This is a genomic window from Streptosporangium amethystogenes (genome assembly GCF_000721075.1).
GTDB lineage: Bacteria > Actinomycetota > Actinomycetes > Streptosporangiales > Streptosporangiaceae > Streptosporangium > Streptosporangium amethystogenes.
Genome location: NZ_JOEQ01000005.1, coordinates 586057 through 602409 on the forward strand (window position 1 = coordinate 586057; position 16353 = coordinate 602409).

Annotated in this window: 15 protein-coding genes; 2 read left to right on the forward strand and 13 right to left on the reverse strand. The window is 70.8% G+C overall.

The features are described from left to right. Positions 1-34: 34 nt before the first annotated feature. The gene (gene zwf, locus IG98_RS0110415; RefSeq protein ID WP_030909093.1) at positions 35-1510 is read right to left on the reverse strand and encodes a glucose-6-phosphate dehydrogenase; all 1476 of its coding nucleotides are present in this window, start codon (positions 1508-1510) and stop codon (positions 35-37) included. A gap of 146 nt (positions 1511-1656) precedes the next feature. Here zwf and IG98_RS0110420 point away from each other — a divergent pair, with 146 nt between their 5' ends. Continuing rightward, positions 1657-2859: an ROK family transcriptional regulator gene (locus IG98_RS0110420; RefSeq protein WP_030909096.1), complete on the forward strand. Its 1203-nt coding sequence runs from the start codon at positions 1657-1659 to the stop codon at positions 2857-2859. Positions 2860-2898: 39 nt separating this feature from the next. On the opposite strand, the gene egtD is transcribed toward IG98_RS0110420, so the two are convergent. The 11 genes from egtD to IG98_RS0110475 all read right to left on the reverse strand — a co-directional run bounded on the left by egtD (position 2899) and on the right by IG98_RS0110475 (position 15664). After that, the gene (gene egtD / locus IG98_RS0110425) at positions 2899-3879 is read right to left on the reverse strand and encodes an L-histidine N(alpha)-methyltransferase (RefSeq protein ID WP_030909099.1); all 981 of its coding nucleotides are present in this window, start codon (positions 3877-3879) and stop codon (positions 2899-2901) included. Between the two features lie 121 nt (positions 3880-4000). Next, on the reverse strand, positions 4001-4717 hold the full coding sequence (gene egtC / locus IG98_RS0110430; protein ID WP_030909102.1) for an ergothioneine biosynthesis protein EgtC: 717 nt from the start codon (positions 4715-4717) through the stop codon (positions 4001-4003). Continuing rightward, a complete protein-coding gene (egtB, locus tag IG98_RS0110435) occupies positions 4718-6055 on the reverse strand; it encodes an ergothioneine biosynthesis protein EgtB (RefSeq protein WP_051751949.1) in 1338 nt (445 codons plus the stop codon). A 70-nt stretch (positions 6056-6125) separates the two neighbouring features. Then, a complete protein-coding gene (egtA, locus tag IG98_RS0110440; RefSeq protein WP_030909108.1) occupies positions 6126-7385 on the reverse strand; it encodes an ergothioneine biosynthesis glutamate--cysteine ligase EgtA in 1260 nt (419 codons plus the stop codon). A gap of 293 nt (positions 7386-7678) precedes the next feature. Then, positions 7679-9472, reverse strand: a complete 1794-nt coding sequence (locus IG98_RS0110445) for a DUF2264 domain-containing protein (RefSeq protein ID WP_030909110.1) — start codon at positions 9470-9472, stop codon at positions 7679-7681. 156 nt (positions 9473-9628) lie between these two features. Continuing rightward, the gene (locus IG98_RS0110450; RefSeq protein ID WP_030909114.1) at positions 9629-10477 is read right to left on the reverse strand and encodes a carbohydrate ABC transporter permease; all 849 of its coding nucleotides are present in this window, start codon (positions 10475-10477) and stop codon (positions 9629-9631) included. Beyond that, positions 10474-11439 (reverse strand): carbohydrate ABC transporter permease, encoded by a 966-nt coding sequence (locus tag IG98_RS0110455; RefSeq protein ID WP_084195246.1) that lies wholly within the window; start codon positions 11437-11439, stop codon positions 10474-10476. The genes IG98_RS0110450 and IG98_RS0110455 overlap by 4 nt, the downstream gene beginning before the upstream one ends. Positions 11440-11457: 18 nt before the next feature. Continuing rightward, entirely contained in the window at positions 11458-12675 is a 1218-nt protein-coding gene (locus IG98_RS0110460) for an ABC transporter substrate-binding protein (RefSeq protein WP_084195247.1), read from the reverse strand. Positions 12676-12855: 180 nt separating this feature from the next. After that, on the reverse strand, positions 12856-14388 hold the full coding sequence (locus IG98_RS0110465) for a S1 family peptidase (RefSeq protein WP_030909123.1): 1533 nt from the start codon (positions 14386-14388) through the stop codon (positions 12856-12858). A 287-nt stretch (positions 14389-14675) separates the two neighbouring features. Beyond that, entirely contained in the window at positions 14676-14942 is a 267-nt protein-coding gene (locus IG98_RS0110470) for a hypothetical protein (protein WP_030909126.1), read from the reverse strand. Between the two features lie 356 nt (positions 14943-15298). Then, on the reverse strand, positions 15299-15664 hold the full coding sequence (locus IG98_RS0110475) for a hypothetical protein (protein WP_030909128.1): 366 nt from the start codon (positions 15662-15664) through the stop codon (positions 15299-15301). A gap of 97 nt (positions 15665-15761) precedes the next feature. On the opposite strand from IG98_RS0110475, the gene IG98_RS0110480 reads away from it, so the two are divergent. Next, a complete protein-coding gene (locus IG98_RS0110480; protein WP_030909131.1) occupies positions 15762-16067 on the forward strand; it encodes a hypothetical protein in 306 nt (101 codons plus the stop codon). Positions 16068-16154: 87 nt separating this feature from the next. On the opposite strand, the gene IG98_RS0110485 is transcribed toward IG98_RS0110480, so the two are convergent. Next, a complete protein-coding gene (locus tag IG98_RS0110485; protein WP_030909134.1) occupies positions 16155-16349 on the reverse strand; it encodes a CsbD family protein in 195 nt (64 codons plus the stop codon). Positions 16350-16353 lie beyond the last annotated feature (4 nt).

Genomic DNA, 16353 nt, shown 5'->3' on the forward strand with positions numbered 1-16353 from the left:
CGGTCGGTTCGGTCTGTGTGCTGTTCCCGGCCGCTCACGCCAGTCCCTCCCCGTGCCAGGTGCGGCCGCTGCGGCCGACGAGTTCGTGGGCCGAGGCGGGGCCCGCGCTGCCCGCCGGGTACGGCTCGGGGGCCGTGCCCCGCGACTCCCACTCGCTGATGATCGGATCGATCCACCGCCAGGCGGCCTCGACCTCGTCACGTCGCATGAACAGGGTCGGGTTGCCCGCCAGGACGTCCATGAGGAGTCGCTCGTAGGCGTCGGGCACCCGGCCGGTGAAGGTCTCGGCGAAGCTGAGGCCGAGCGGGACCGGCTTGAGCGCCACCTCGCCCGCGCCGGGCTCCTTGGCCATGATGTTCAGCTGGATGCCCTCGCTCGGCTGCAGCCGCAGCACCAGCCGGTTGGGCGTGCTGCCCGGGAAGATCGAGTGGGGCACGTCCTTGAACTGCACGACGATCTCCGAGCAGCGGTACGGCATCCGCTTGCCGGTGCGCAGATAGAACGGCACCCCCGCCCAGCGCCAGTTCTTCACCTCGGCGCGGATCGCGGCGAAGGTCTCCACCCGCCGGGAGGCCTCGGTGGGGGCGGTGCGGTCGGGCTCGTCGAGATAGCCGGGGACCCGGGCACCGCCGGACTCACCCGCCGTGTACTGGCCGCGTACGGTGAAACGGTCGACCTCGCCGCCGGTGACGGCCCGCAGCGACTGGAGGACCTTGACCTTCTCGTCGCGGATCGACTCGCGGTCGTTGCGCGAGGGCGGCTCCATCGCGACCAGGCAGAGCAGCTGGAGCAGGTGGTTCTGCACCATGTCGCGGAGCGCGCCCGCGTGGTCGTAGTAGCCGCGCCGGCCAGGGGTGCCCACGGTCTCGGCGACGGTGATCTGGACGTGGTCGATCCAGAGGGAGTTCCAGATCGGCTCCAGGAACGCGTTGGCGAACCGGAGCACGAGGAGGTTCTGGACCGTCTCCTTACCCAGGTAGTGGTCGATGCGGTAGACCTGCCGCTCGTCGAAGATGGCGCCGACCTCGTCGTTGATGCGCAGTGCGCTGGCCAGGTCGCGCCCGAGGGGTTTCTCCAGCACCACTCGTGAGGCGGGGGTGACCAGACCCGCGTGGTGTGCCTCCCGGCAGAACGGGCCGAACGTCATGGGCGGGCTGGCCAGGTAGAAGACCCGGGCGCGGTGCTCGTACCCGGCGAGCAGCCCGGTGAGCCTCGCCCACCCGGTCGGGTCCTGGCCGCCGATGTCGACGCTGACGTGGTGCAGGCGGCCGAGGAAGCGCTGCCAGGTGCCCGGATCGTCCACCGGCACCGAGCCGCGCACCTCCGCGTCCACCTTGCCGCGGAAGTCGGCGTCGTCGAGCCCGCCGCGGGACATCGCGATGACGCGGGTGGCGGGGGCGAGGAGGCCGGCGCGATCGGAGTGGTAGAGCGCCGGGAGGAGTTTCCGCATGGAGAGGTCACCTGTGCCACCGAAGACGATGAGGTCGGCGGGTTGCGGGGTCTCGGACATGGGGGAGCGCTCCGTGATGATCTACCGAAATTGGGGATAGATCGGACAGTAGCCATATCTTGCGCTCCACACAAGCCGAGTTTTGTCATTTGAGATGAGAAAGTGCGACGTTTTCATTTCCTAAGTAGGTGTGGTTCACTTAGCCGATGCCTCGACGTCCCGCTGCCGCGCTGGCCACCAGCGGTGAGGTGCTACGCCTCATCCGCTCCGGTGAGGCGGTCACGCGCGCCGACATAGGGCGAGTCACCGGCCTGTCCAGGCCGGCCGTTTCCCTGCGCGTCACCGAGCTGCTGGAGCAGGGTCTCGTCGTGGAGGACAGCGAGGGCCCCTCCACCGGAGGCCGTCCGCCCACCCGACTGGTCCTGAACGCCTCGGGTGGCCTCGTCCTGGTCGGCTCGCTGGGTGCGAGCCGCGCGCAGGTCGCCGTCTGCGACCTGGCGGGCAAGGTGGTGGCCCGCGCGGAACTGTCCGTGGACGTGGAGGAGGGCCCTGACGTCGTCCTCCCGCTGGTCATGCAGACCTGGAGTGAACTGCTCGGCGACCGCCCCACCTCCCTGGTCCGCGGCGTCGGCCTGGGTGTCCCGGCCACCGTCGAGTTCGCGGCCGGGCGTACCGAGAGCGCCCGGATCATGGCCAGCTGGACAGGGGTGGCCATCCCGCCGATCATCGCCGAGCGCTTTCCCGTTCCCGTCCTCCTCGACAACGACGTGAACGTCATCGCCATCGGCGAGCACCGCGCGATCTACGCGGGTGAGGCCGACGACCTGCTGTTCATCAAGGTCTCCACCCGGATCGGCTCCGGCGTCATCGCCGGCGGCGAGATCCTGCGGGGGGCCCTGGGCGCCGCCGGGGAGATCGGGCACATCCCGGTTCGCGACGGCGGGGGAGTGCTCTGCCGCTGCGGCAACATTGACTGCGTCGACTCGGTCGCCAGCGGCACCGCGATCCTGCGCGAGCTCCGTGCCCGGGGGCACGAGGTCAAGACCATGGCCGATGTGGTGAGCCTGGTCCGGGCCGGCGACGCGGAGACCATGACCGTGGTCCGCAACGCCGCCCGGATGCTCGGCGAGGTCGTCGCCAGCGCGGTCAACCTGCTCAACCCCGCCGTGGTCGTGCTCGGCGGCGACGTGGCGGAGACCTTCCAGCCGATGGTCTCGGGGGTTCGCGAGGTGATCCACCGCCGCTCGACGGCCCTGGCGACCCGTAACCTGCGCATCGAGCGCAGCCGCCTCGGCCCGGGCGCCGGGATCGTCGGCTGCGCCCACATGGTCCTGGATCACATCCTCTCCCCCGAGGCCGTCGACTCCGCCGTCTGGCAGGCGGTCCGCCCCGTCCGCTCCCTGGCCTGACGGTCCTCGGCCGCCCCCGCCGGCTCCGCCGTCCGGCGGTCAGGTCCCGGCCAGGGCGAGGCTGAAGTCACCGGTCGGGTCGGTGTACTGGCTGATCATCCCGAATCCGGCGTTGACCAGCTCTTGCCGCAGGCCCTCAGGGCGGAACTTGGCGCTGATCTCGGTGCGCATCTCCTCCCCGGCCACGAAGGAGACCCGCAGGCCGAGATCGGGAATCCGCACGCGCATGGCGCGGCTCGCGCGCAGCCGCATCTCGATCCACTCGTGCCGCGCGTCGTACAGCGCGACGTGCTCGAAGGCGTCCGGGTCGAAGTCGGCGCCCAGCTCCCTGTTGATCACTTGCAGGACGTTCCGGTTGAAGGCGGCGGTCACCCCGCTCCCGTCGTCGTAGGCCGCGACCAGCCGGTCGGTGTCCTTGACCAGGTCCGCGCCGAGCAGGAAGGTGTCGCCGGGGCGTAGCGTGGCGCGCAGCTCCTTCAGGAAGACCTCGCGTGCCACCGGGGCGAGGTTGCCGACGGTGCCGCCGAGGAAGGCCACCAACCGCCGTCCGGTACGGGGCAGCAGCGCCAGGTGCGCCTCGAAGTCGGCGCAGATCGCGCGGACGGTCAGGCCGCGATAGCGCCAGGCGAGCCACCGCGCGGCGTCGCCCAGGGTCGCCGCGTCGACGTCCACCGGGGTGTAGACGCGCAGCGTCCCCGTCGCGGAGAGGGCGTCGAGCAGCAGCACGGTCTTCTCGCTGGTCCCCGAGCCGAGCTCGACCAGGGTGTCGGCGCCGGAGCGCGTGGCGATGTCGAGGGCGTACCGACGCAGGATGGCCAGCTCGCGGCGGGTGGGGTAGTACTCGGGCAACCGGGTGATCCGGGAGAACAGCTCGCTGCCGGCCTCGTCGTAGAACCACTTGGGCGGCAGCCACTTGGGCGTCGACGTCAGCCCGGTGCGGACGTCGTGTTGGAGTGCCTGGTGAAGGTGGTCGCGGCCGAGATGGTCCACCAGGTGTACGGCTGACTGGCTGACTGACACGGGGCCTCCTGGGGCTGTGGGTCACGGGTGCCGCTCGCCGGTCCGTGACCGGGGTGCTGTGTTTTCCTGTGGTCCGGCTCCTCTCCGTCACGGTGCTGTCGTGGTGCTGCCCGCGGCCCGGTCACAGCGGCTGGACGCGCACGCCGTCCGCGGCGGCGAGGACCAGGGTCCGATCCGGTACGGCCTGCCAGCCGGGCCGGTCGTCCAGCGGTTCGCTCGCCACGAGCACGCCGTCGCGCGGATGGTCCCCGAGGTGGAGGAAGAGCGTGTCGCCCCAGGCGGTCGCGGCGATCGACCGGCCGTCGCAGGCGAGCAGGTTCAGCCGGGCGTCGGGATCCTTCCCCCCGGCGTGGGTGAGGACCTCCACCAGGGCCTCGCCGAGCGGGTCGCCCACCCGCCGCCGGGCGAACACCGCGGCGGCGAGCCACGCCGAGTCGCAGGAGCTCTCCGCGTCCTCGGCGAGTTCCCTGACCGCCTCCCGCGCCACCCGGCCGTTGTGGCTGAGCAGCCAGGGCCCGTCGGCGAAGGGCGCGGTCGCGCTCTCCTCGATCGGCATCCCGGCGGTGGCCGACCGTACGGCGGCCAGCAGGCAGCCGGAGCGGGCGACCCGTGCGAGGTCCGTCAGGTTGGCGTCCGCCCAGATGGGGATCGTACGGCGGTAGCGGAGCGGTTCGGCGCGGGAGACGTCGTACCAGCCCATGCCGAAGCCGTCGGCGTTGACGGTGCCGTAGCGCTGCAGGCGCGGGGCGTGGGCCTGACGGAGCAGGCCGTGGCCGGGCTCGTGGATCAGCGAGGTCAGCGGACGGGGGGCGCCCAGCCAGGCCGCGTGGCGGCACATCTACCGCTGCCCCGGCGAGCGCCCGGAGAAGTGCTCCGGGGATTCCCCTGGTGAGGCCGAGCGGGCACACCGGAAGCCGGAGAAGATCTGCCTGCGGGCGGGACGGTCCCAGTTCCGGAACGTGGTGCGGACCACGGCCGGGTCGGACGCCCAGGACCCGCCGCGCAGCACCCGGTATCGAGAGTCGAAGAACACCTCGCTGTACTCGGGGTAGGGGAAGCTGCGGAAGCCGGGGTGGGGCAGGAACCACGAGCCGGTCCACTCCCACACGTCCCCGATCATCTGCTCGGCGCCGTAGGCGCCCGCCCCCGCGGGCAAGGCACCGAGCGGTGCGGGCCGTGCCGCCCGGTGCCCGAGGTTCGCCGTGGCGGGCCCGGGATCGTCGTCCCCCCACGGATATCTCCGCGCCCGCCCGGCCTCGGGGTCCCAGCCGCAGGCCTTCTCCCACTCGGCCTCGGTGGGCAGTCGCCTGCCGGCCCACCGGGCGTAGGCGTCGGCCTCGTACCAGCACACGTGCTGGACGGGCTCGTCCATGGGGACGGGCTCGGTCCGGCCGAAGCGGGTGCGCCACCAGGTGCCGCCATCGGAGTTCCAGAAAAGCGGGGCGAAGGCGCGGCTCCGCTGCAGCCAGAGCCGGCCCTGCGGAGACCACCAGCGCGGGTCGTCGTAGCCGCCGTCGGCGATGAAGTCCGCATAGGCGCGGTTGCCGACGGGGAGCCTGTCGATCCAGTAGCCGGGCAGGTCGAGCCGGTGGGCGGGGCGTTCGTTGTCGTAGGCCCACGGCAGGGTGTCGGTGCCCATCGTGAAGGGACCCGCGGGAACGAACACCTCGTCGGCACCCGAGGGGCGGCCGGATGGCAGTTCGCCGTCGCGGACCAGGCCGGGTGCACCGGACAGCTGCAGGGTGGCCAGCATCGTCTCGTCGTGCTGGTGCTCGTGCTGGATCACCAGGCCGAAGACGAAACCGTCCCGGTGCAGGGGGTCGGGACCGTGCGGGTCGATCGCGGCCAGGGCGTCCAGCACCCGGCCGCGCACGCCCTCGATGTAGCGGCGCGCCTCCAACGGTCCCAGGATGGGCAGGGCCGTGCGGTTCGCACGCGGATGCCGGAACGCGTCGTACAGGTCGTCGATCTCCGGGCGGAGCGGGGTGATCCCGCAGGCCTGCCGCAGCACCCACAGCTCCTCGTAGTTGCCGACGTGCGCCAGATCCCACACCAGTGGCGACATCAGTGGCGAGTGCTGCCTGACCAGCAGGTCGTCCTCGGCGTCGGTGTAGGCGGTGGACCGGCTCCGCGCGGCGGTCAGCCCGGCGGCGATCCTTTCCTTGAGGTCGCTCATCAGATACCTCCGTGCTGGAGACTCCGCTCCCCGGTCCCGGGCAGGTCCCGAGCCGGCCTCGGTGAGGGCGTCAGATCCGTCCTTCCTGGGCCAGCCAGTCGGGCAGGCGCCGTTCCGGCCCGCCGGCCAGGTACAGCAGGTCGGCGGCCGGGGAGCGGCCGGGGCTCACATGGCGGTTGGCGAACGCGGCGACCTCGCAGACCAGGGCCGGTGTCGCTCCCAGCCTCGGCAGCGCCGCGAGGGCGGCGCGGAAACAGGCGTCGGCGGCCCTTCGCAGCAGGGGGTCGGCCAGGCCGCGCCGCGCCGCCCGCAGCCACATCCCCGCACACGGCTCGGCCGCGGCCAGCGCCGCGTCGGCCGCGCGGTCGTCCGTCACCAGGGCGTAGGTCACCGCCGCGCACACCGGCCAGCTCGCCGGGTGCTGGGCGTCGAGATAGCGGATCTCCAGCCAGCCGCGTGGCCGTACGGGCGGGAAGAGCGTCGTGGCGTGGTAGGTCAGGTCCGCCAGGGTCGGCGGACGCGCGGACGCGGTCAGCCGGTCGCGGAAGGTCGAGCCATCACGGACCGGGCGATACCGCGCGTCCCCGTGACTCTCCGGATCCTCCGGGTCCTCCGGGGCCTCGCGCACGGCCATGAGGCGGGCGTCGAGCAGGTACTCGGCCCAGTCGGCGGCGGGGTCGCCGCCGGCGGGGACGGCGGCCGTCCGGGTGCGGTCGAGCCGATCCCACACCGCCTGGCGGCCCGACATCCACCCGCACGGTCGGCTCCCACTGAGCGGCGAGTTGGCGAAGGCCGCCACCAGGACGGGACCCAGCAGGTGGGCGCGGTCCCACCGGGTCGCGGGTCTGGTGCCCAGGTCCAGGTTGACCTGGATCGAGGCCGTCGAGCACATCATCAGCGCCCCGTACGGCCTGCCGAGGAACTCCGCCATCGCCTCGTACCGGGGCAGGCGCAGCTGCCGCCACGCCGGACGCAGCGGGTCGAGTCCCACCCCGGCGGGCACCAGGCCGGCGTCCCGCAGCGCTCCGCGCGCGGCGTCCACATCGGCGGTGAGGCGGGTGATCGCGTCGGGCAGCGAGCCCGGTGGCCCGGAGAGCTCCAGTTGGCCGCCCGGCTCGAAGGTCACCACACTCCCGCCGGGTAGCGGCGGCAGGACTTCGGCGATCCTGGTCCACGGAACCTGGCGGGCGGGAGCCGTGCGGTCGAAGACCAGGAACTCCAGCTCGACTCCCACCTGCTCGCCGGGGGAGGCGAGAAAGCACTGTCGTGCGAAGGCCTCCACGTCCGAGGCGTTCCGGATCAGCGTGTTCTCGGTCGCCAGACCGGTCATCCCCGTCCCCTTTCAACATTTATCTGTGGATCTACAGACTTGTGTGATGTTCAGGGGGTGGGTGGTATCGGTAAGTCACGATGGTGTGGCGCTCTGTTCCGACTCCCGGGCATCACGGTGCCATGTCCGGTGAGACGCTCAGGGAAGCGACGATGTGCCTAGGGGAAAAGTTCCCATTACGGGCGATTTCGACACATTTCTCCGTCCGGCTGACCGGTCACCCGCCTACGGCGTCCTGTGACCGGGCCGGAGACCGGGGGCCGCCGGCCGTGCCGCTGTGCCACTCGGTGTCGTCAGCGGTCCCCAAAGGGGTGGCCGCCGGGGAGAAACGCGGAGATCTCCTCCGGGCCGGGCGGCTCCGGCCAGCCCGGGGCCGGTCCGGTGCCGGAGGGGGCGGGGCCGGAAGACCACGGGCCGGAGAGGCCGAGGACCGCGCAGGCCAGCCAGTGCTCGCCAGGCTCGTGCTCGCCGCGCAGCGTGGGAATGACCGTACGCGGGACGATGACGTTGGTACCCGGCAGGGGGAGGACCAGCTCCCCGCTCCGGGCCCCGCGGAGGTCCTCGATCACGCACAGCCCGGCGGGGGAGTCGAGGCGGGCGTGGCCGGGGCCCTCGGTGGCGCGGTGTGCGGCGGGGTCTCGGTCGACGGCGAACGCCCCCTCGGCTGACAGCAGCCCGCGCCCCGACCGCAGCCGGTGCACCCGTATGTGCCATGGAGGGCGCGGGAGCAGCCAGGTGTCGACCTCCACGTCCGGCCACGGCGTCCAGCGGGCGTGGAGCAGGCCGTCGTCTGAGGAGAGGTCCTCGGGTACCTCGCAGGGCCGCCAGTGCGTCCCGTCGTCGCTCATCGCCAGGGTGCTGTCGAAGGCACCCTGCTCCAGCCCCCACGAGCCGCCCGGCACGCTGAACCCGAAGGACGTCGAGTAGGCGAACTTGGCGTACTTCGCCGCGCCGTGCCGCACCCACGTGTGGTGCTGCCCCGCGCTCAGCATGACGACCTGCCGCCCCCGCTCGCACCGCATCAGCGCGACTCCCGCCTCCGGCTGGACGCTGGTCGCGGCGAGTTCCCGCGCCGCCTTCTCCTCGGCGGTCCAGAAGGGATGCCCGGGGGCGAGTGCCAGCGGCAGGAACGCCTTCAGCGCCCAGTACGGGGAGCCGGGGGCGTTGTACTGCTCGGTGAGAGCGGGCTGGGCGTAGCCGTATCCCAGGGTGAGCAGGCCGGCGCGGTCGCGGATCGGCCGCCCGAACCACCAGCGCAGATGCCGCATCAGATGCCCCTTCACCTCCCCCCACGGCAGGGCCTCGACTCCGGCGAAGGCGAGGGCGCCCCAGAAGGCTCCCTGTGCGAAGCGGTAGGTCAGGCTCCGGCCGAAGGGCACGGCGGCTCCGCCGGAGGTGAACCAGTGCTGGAAGTCCAGCGCGAAGGCCGCCGCCCGCTCACGCAGGCGCCCGGCGCGGACGGAATCACGGTCGGCGGCCAGGGTGGCGTAGACCAGGCCGTAGTAGTGCATCGCGAAGGGGACGTAGTAGTCGCGCTGGGCGGTGGGGCCGTCGCTGTACCAGCCGCCGCCCAGCGCGAAGGACTCCAGCCGCTCCAGCCGGGCGAGGTTGGGCCCGGGGTCGAAGCGCACCCCGACGCGGTCCAGGCCGAGCCCCACCATGACGGGGAAGAACTGCCAGTTGTTGTCGACGGCCTCGACGGTCATCGAGCGGAGCAGCCAGGACGCGAGACCGTCGCGTTCCCGGTCGCTGAGCGGGTCCCACACGACCTCGGGCGCGAGGGCCAGCGCCAGGCCGATCGCGGCGGCCTCCACCAGCCGCTGGTCGACGTCGGTCACCGCCCCCCAGAACTCCTCGTGCCCGGGATCCGTCCCGGCGGCGAGTCCCCGGCGCCAGAGCTCCCAGTGCTCGAAGGCCCCCCCTCCAGCCGCCAGCGGCGCCAGTCCCCACAGCGGGCGGGCGAACGCCTCCAGCTCGGCGGCCGCGTCGTCGTAGTGGGCCGTGTTGCCGCCGAGCCGAAGTCGCGCCCGCCCCGGACCGAGGTGGGGGACCAGCGGCAGGACGAGTTCGGTCACGAGCCGGCGCATGTCCTCGCGGTCACGCGGTGTCCCGCCCCCGTCCGTCCCCGGTGACGCCGATGACGTGGCTGATCGTTCCACTGTCGAGGATTCCTCCTCCGGTGATCGGCGACCGTGGCCGCCGGAGGCCCTGCCGTCCGGGCCGGACCCGCGCCGAAAGCGCGGTCAGCTCTTGAGCCCGGTGAACGCGATCCCCTGCATGATGCGGCGCTGGAAGATCAACAGGACCACGATGACCGGGATGACCGCCAGGGCGGCACCCGCCATGATGTAGTACGCCCGCCCGGACTCGCTGCTGGCCAGCTGTTGCAGGGCCAGCGGCAGCGTGTAGAGCTCGGGGTCGTTGAGCACCACCAGGGGCCAGACCAGGTCGTTCCAGTGGAAGATGAAGCTGGTGATCGTCACGACCGCGAGCACCGGCTTCGACAGCGGGATGATGATGCGCCAGAAGATCTGCATCCGTCCCGCGCCGTCGATGCGCGCCGCCTCCTCCAGCTCGCCGGGCAGCGACATGAAGAACTGGCGCAGCAGGAAGATGTCCAGGACCGAGGCGACGTTGGGCAGGATCAGGCCCCATCCGGAGTCGAACATGCCGAGCGCCTGGGTGACGTGGATGCGTGGCACCAGCAGCGTGATCGTGGGGACCATCATGCCCGCGAGCAGCACGACGAACAGCTTGTCCCTGCCGGGAAAGGGGATCCTGGCAAAGGCGTAGGCGGCCAGCGCGTCCACCAGGAGCTTGCCCGGAACCAGTATCAGGCAGACCCAGACGCTGTTGAGGAACGCCTGGCCCAGCCCGCCGACCTGCAGGACGTGCTCGTAGTTCTCCAGCGTGGGCGACCACTCACCGGTCTTGCGATCCAGCGGAAGCAGGCTGGGCACCTTGGTGTAGACGTCCGAGCCGTGTTTGAAAGAGGTCGCCAGCATCCACAGGAACGGGATCACCGATATGGCCGCCAGCAGTACCAGCGCGATGTAGACGGGCGCGAGCCGTGCTTTACCGGCCGTCCTCACGACGCCTCCTGCTTGACGAACCTGAACTGCAGCGCAGTGATGATCATGATGAAGAGGAACAGGATGAATGACATCGCGCAGGCCGCGCCCATCGCGTCGTAGCGGAACGCGAACAGGTACAGGTGCAGGACGTAGGTCAGGCCCGACTGCTCGGGGCCGCCGGTGACGCTCCTGCCGCCGCCGCCCGAGAAGATCACATACACCAGGCCGAAGACCTGCAACGCCGCGATCACGCCGGTGACCAGCAGGTAGAAGGTGGTGGGACGCAGCATCGGCACGACGATCCTCCGGAACCGCTGGACGGGGCCCGCACCGTCGATGATCGCGGCCTCGCGGATCGAGTCGGGGATGCCCTTGAGCCCGGCGAGGTAGATGATCATTGAGATGCCGCACTGCCAGGCGGCGATGAACGACAGGGCCGGGATGACCAGCTCGGGGGTGTTGAGCCAGTTCTGCCCGGGGATGCCGAACAGGCCGAGAAAGCTGTTGACCAGCCCGTACTGCGGGTCGTACAGCCAGCGCCAGATGGCGCCCACCGCGGCCTCGGCGGTCACCACCGGCAGGAACAGCAGCAGCCGGAAGAGGTTGGAACCACGGCGGATCGTGTTGATCAGCAGTGCCTGGGCGAGCGCGGTGACCAGGGTCAGCGGCACGGCGATCAGCGTGTACTGCAGGGTGACCCGGATCGACTTCCAGAAGTGCGGATACCGTACGTCGTCGAAGAGCAGGTCGAAGTAGTTGGCCGGCCCCACCCAGTTGGGCGCCGACCGCAGGTTCCAGTCGGTGAAGCTGTAGTACAGCGCGGCCAGCGCGGGGTAGAGCAGGAAGATCACGAAATAAATCACCGCGGGGGCGATCAGGAGCCACCCGATGACGTGGTCGCGCCGCCCGGAACCCGGGCGGCGCCGCCGCCCGGGGAGGGGCGTCACGGCGGGCTTGTCAGCCAGCACCGGAGATGCCACGTTTGCCTCGCTTTCGCGTTAGCCGTTCCAGCCGAGCAGCGCGCGGGTCTTGGTCGCCGCCTCGGTCAGCGCCTGCTGGGAGGTGACCTTGCCGCTCAGCGCGGACTCGATCGCGGGAGCGATGATCTCGTCGTTGATCTGGATCCACTCCGGCAGGGCCGGCCTGGCATGGGCGACCTTGAGCTGCTCCAGGAAGGCCGCCTGGTCGGGCCCGAAGGTGGCCGCGTCCCTCTCCGCCGCCGCCACATTGGTCGGGAAGCCCCCCAGCGCCTGCGCCAGCGCGGTGTTGTTGTCGGCGTTGGTCAGGAAGGTGAGCCACTTCCACGCCAGCTCGGGGTTCTTGCCCTTACTGAAGACCACCGCGTTCTCGCCGCCGATGTTGCCGGCGGGCTCGGTCTTGTACGGCAGCGGGGCGGTGCCGAACTCCAGGTCGGGGAACTGCTCCTTGATGTTGGCCACGTCCCACGGGCCGGAGATCATCATGCCGGCCAGGCCGTTCTCGAAGGCCTTGTCCGAGTCGGTGATCGCCCTGGGGGAGGACGGCAGCAGATCCACCCAGAGCTGGAGCGCGTCGACGCCGGGCTGCTGGTCAAACAGGATCTTCTTGTCCTTCTCGTCGACGAGGGAGCCGCCGGCGCCCGCGAGGAAGCCGGGCCACATCCAGCCGCCGTAGCCGTCACCCTTGGGCACCACCATGCCCGCGATCTTTGGATCGTCCTGGTGGACCTTCGCGGCCGTCTGCTTGAGCTCGTCCCAGGTCTTGGGCGGCGTCGGCACCAGTTTCTTGTTGTGGAAGAGCGCCACCGCGGTGTGGTCCAGCGGCAGGCCGTAGATCTTGTCGTTCACCTTGTTGGTGTTCAGGGCACCCGCGTAGTACGTCTTCTCGTCGACGGTGCCGGCGGGCATCTCGCTGACGGTGCCGTCGAGTGCGTACCTGGCCACCAGCGGCTGGTCCAGGATGCCGACGTCGGGGACGGTGCCGGCGGCGACGGCGCTGCCCAGCTTGGTGTTGTAGTCGTCCTTGGGGATCTTGACGATCTTGACGGTGACGTTGTTGGCCTTCTCGAAGTCGGTGCGCAGCTTCTCGACGACCTCCCCCGCCTGCGGGGTGCGGTCCTGAAACATCCAGTAGGTCAGTGTGGTGGCCTCCGAGGCCGTCCCGTTGTCGCCGCCGCATGCGACAAGCCCGGCCAGCAGCGCCATGCCCGCCGCGGCCCCTGTGACTCTCCTGATCATTTCTTCCTCCTGTTGGGGGGTGCAACGGAGGATAATGTAAGGTGTGAAAAAAGTTCAGTCCCCTTGAGAAACGCTTTGGTAACACGGAGGAGAGAGAGGTGTGGGTCATTCGTGAGGTGTGCTCCCCGGGGAGCGGGGCGTGGACGCCCCGTCGCGACGGGGCGTCCACGGCACGGGACCCTAGGGCGTCTTGTACCTCAGGGTGTAGGAGCCGGAGCCGCTCGCGGAGGTCACGCGGTAGCGGTAGTAGCCGCGTGTGCCGGTGTAGTTGATCCGCTCGTCGGGTCCGGGGCTGTCGGAGGTGGCGACGGTGACCCAGTTGGTGCCGCTCCATTTTTGGAGGAAGAGGTCGAAGTCGACGTTGTCATCGCTGTCCAGGCAGGCGGACTGCTGGCCGGGGGCCGCCGTCTGGTAGTACCTGTTGTTCGGCTGGTAGGCGGACTGGCCGTCGTTCAGCTTGCCGGTGGCGCTCTTCGGGTAGCCGGTGCAGGGGGATGCGCTCGGCGGGGTGGTGCCAGGAGGGGTGGTGCCAGGAGGGGGGGTGCTCGCACCCACGGTCGTCAGGGTCAGGCCGTAGGCGGAGAGGATCTCGGCGACCGGCTGGAAGTAGGTGACGCCCCCCGAGGTGCAGTCACCGGAGCCGCCGGAGGTGACCCCCTGGGCCTGGTCCACCGAGATGAACGAGCCGCCCGAGTCGCCCGGCTCGGCACAGACACTGGTACGGGCCAACTGGTAGACGGTGCCCTGGGGGTAGGTGACGCTGGTGTCGCGCTGCTGGATGGTGCCGCAGTGCCAGCCGGTGGTGGAGCCGGACCGGCAGACCGAGGCGCCCTCGATGGCCGGCCTGGCGCCGGCGACGGGCACGGTGCCGCCGGAGCCGTTGTTGACCGCGGGTTTGGGGGTCCAGTTGGCGTTCACCGAGACCCAGGCGTAGTCGCTGTCGGGGAAGACCGACCCCTGGAAGACGCCCTGGGCGCTCCAGTTGGAGCCGCTCGTGGTGTCGCCCTGCTTGCCGCAGTGACCGGCGCTGACGAAACCGTTCTGGGGGCTACGGGTCACCGAGAAGCCGATCGAGCAGCGCTCCGTGGTGCCGATGTAGTAGGCGTTACCGCCCACGAGGTCGTCGAGCAGGCGAGGGGTCTCGTCGGAGGGTTCCACCTTCACCGCGACCGGGTCCGCGCCGGAGGCCTCCAGGGCGTTCGAGGCTACCGCGACATCCTTGGAGAGGACGACCACCTTGTTGGTCCGCACGTCGATGTAGCGCACGGCTCCGGTGTCCTTGTGGGCGGCCGGAGTGCTGTCCACCTGGTTCTTGATGGCGATCAGGTCCGACAGGGAGCGGGTGACGATCTCGGCTCGGGCGCCGGTGGCGACGATCTGGGGGATGTCGGCCTCGGAGGTGGTGGCGACCACGAGTCGCTGCGCGACGGTTCCGACGAACCAGGAACCGGCGAAGCGCGCACCGAGCTTTCCGCGCAGGTCCGCCTCGACCGTCGCCAGGCGGGTCTCGTTGACCAGGCGGGTCTGGGCCTGCTCCTTGGTGAGGTGCAGGTCGCGCTGGAGTGCCTCGATCATGCCCGCCGGGGGTTTCCAGGCGCCCGGGACGGCGGGAGCGTTCGCGGCCAGGACCTGGGCGATGGCCGGGACGGGCGTCGGCGTGAGCGCGGTGATCACTAGGACGCATCCCGTGGTGATGGCGTGTCTGCGGGACATGGGTCTCTCCTCGACCTCGGCTTTCCGGGCGTGAGGGGGGAGAACACCACGTATCGCAGGTTGATCATGCGATGTGGGCGACGCCATGCTAATCCAGCCGTTGCCGGTCAAGGCCTCAACGCCGCGCGCCACGCGGAGGGTGATTTCAGCTGAGGTCCGCTCGTGGCCCGGTCATCCGGCTGCTCGTCGGCTGCGCCGAGGTGACGGCCGTCCGCCGTCACCGGGACGCGGCCGATGCCGGCACCGCTCATGGGGCAGGGCGGCCTCGCGGGATCGTGCGCGGCGGCTCAGCCCGCTTCCGCCGTCGTGTTCGGGGCGGCGTGCGACTGGCGGCGCACCGCGAGGGCGATGTCCACGATCACCATCACGGCCAGTACGGCCATCACGACGGTGAGCCAGGTGATACCGGCCACGAGGCCGAGCACCCCCAGGGCGATCACCGCTACCAGGGCGAACGAGCCCAGGCGAATGTGGGCCACATCGCGCGGGGTCGCACCGACCATGGGCTTCCCGGTCGCCGAGGTCTCTTCGGGCAGCTGTTCTTCGGAAGTCACACTCTCTCCTTGGTCGCGAACGCCCCCTGTACCCGGATGTCGCCTCGTCAAGCGTCCGGGCTCGCATTTCACGCGACGAGTGGAGTGCCCCTGTCCGGTTCCGCGCACCGGTGCGCGGAACCGGACAGGGGCACTCCCGGTCTGGTCTTCGCGGTCCGATGCCCTGCCACGGCGCGTACGGGCCGTCACGGGGGTACCGGCGACGTCGGGCAGGGGCGTGCCGCGGTGACCATGGGCCGAAGCGGGCCGCGAACCCGCCCCCGGTTACGTCGGCGAGGGCTCTGCCGGAGCCGGCTCAGAGCGGCGGCGGTGTCCGTCGGGCCGGGGCGAAACCGAACGCGAGACGCGCGATCGGGTCAGTGCTCCCAGGGAGGGGGCTCGCCCATCTTCGCGTAGTACTTGGCCAGGTGGGACTTGATCCTGCCGACGTCCTCCGCCGGCACCTTGATCCCGCCCCGCGCCCCATTCATGATCGCCGCCGCGGCGTGCACGGCACGCGGAACCGCCCTGAGTTCGCCGTCGATCACGTCGGCGACGGGCAGCTTGTAGCTTCCGAAGTTCTCCGGCTCGTCACCGTCGTACCAGAGGTGGGCCTCCCGGTAGCGGGCATTGGGCTCCTCCTCCGCGCCGGCCCACGCGCGAACGCGCCGGTCGGCCGCTTCGCTGTCCCACTCCCTGTCGTGATCGGCCAGCGGCAGATCATGAAATCGGGTGACTGTCATGCCCCTGCTCCCTTCGTCGAGATTCCCACTACCCCGCTCACCGGCTCGATGTCCTGTCCGGCGACATATTCGGCCCCTGCCAGGGGAGAGGCTTGGCATGACCGACAACCCTGAGGTGAACGAGAACACGGCGGAGCGCGACGTCTCGGAACAGGCCCTGCCTCCCGCCGGTCCACGAGGCGCCGACGGCGAGACCAGGATCGTGGCGGAGCGGTCGGGAGCGGACACCACCTTCCCCGAGCGGCCGCTCCTGGCGGATCCGGACGACGTGCGCCGCACTCCGGGAGAGGAGGGTGCAGAGGGGGTGAGCCAGGCCGAGCGGGGCGTCGAGGACGCGAAGGACGAGGCGGAGGACAGGGAGAGGTCCGGGTCCCCCGAGCCGGAGGTCGGCCCCGCCTCCTAAAGGCCCCGTCCGTCCCTTCGAGGCGGGACCGGACATGGCGGCGGGGGCCCCGGAAGGCCGGGACCCCCGCCACGGGGTGGTCGTGGGTCAGCTCTTGAAGGCGTCCTTGACCTTCTTCGCGCTGTCCTTCGCCTTCTCGCCGGCCTGCTTGAAGCGGCTTCCGGCCTGGTCGTCCTTGCCGCTGGCCTCAAGGCGCTCGTCGCCGGTGGCGCGGCCCACGCCTTCCTTGATCTTGCCCTTGGCCTCTTGCGCCTTGTTGGAAAGCTTGTCGTCGGCACCCATGATG

Coding starts and splice junctions, on each gene's coding strand:
- zwf (WP_030909093.1), bottom strand. CDS start 1,510: ATGTCCGAGACCCCGCAACCCGCCGACCTCATCGTCTTCGGTGGCACA.
- IG98_RS0110420 (WP_030909096.1), top strand. CDS start 1,657: ATGCCTCGACGTCCCGCTGCCGCGCTGGCCACCAGCGGTGAGGTGCTA.
- egtC (WP_030909102.1), bottom strand. CDS start 4,717: ATGTGCCGCCACGCGGCCTGGCTGGGCGCCCCCCGTCCGCTGACCTCG.
- egtB (WP_051751949.1), bottom strand. CDS start 6,055: ATGAGCGACCTCAAGGAAAGGATCGCCGCCGGGCTGACCGCCGCGCGG.
- egtA (WP_030909108.1), bottom strand. CDS start 7,385: ATGACCGGTCTGGCGACCGAGAACACGCTGATCCGGAACGCCTCGGAC.
- IG98_RS0110445 (WP_030909110.1), bottom strand. CDS start 9,472: ATGCGCCGGCTCGTGACCGAACTCGTCCTGCCGCTGGTCCCCCACCTC.
- IG98_RS0110460 (WP_084195247.1), bottom strand. CDS start 12,675: ATGATCAGGAGAGTCACAGGGGCCGCGGCGGGCATGGCGCTGCTGGCC.
- IG98_RS0110465 (WP_030909123.1), bottom strand. CDS start 14,388: ATGTCCCGCAGACACGCCATCACCACGGGATGCGTCCTAGTGATCACC.
- IG98_RS0110475 (WP_030909128.1), bottom strand. CDS start 15,664: ATGACAGTCACCCGATTTCATGATCTGCCGCTGGCCGATCACGACAGG.
- IG98_RS0110480 (WP_030909131.1), top strand. CDS start 15,762: ATGACCGACAACCCTGAGGTGAACGAGAACACGGCGGAGCGCGACGTC.
- IG98_RS0110485 (WP_030909134.1), bottom strand. CDS start 16,349: ATGGGTGCCGACGACAAGCTTTCCAACAAGGCGCAAGAGGCCAAGGGC.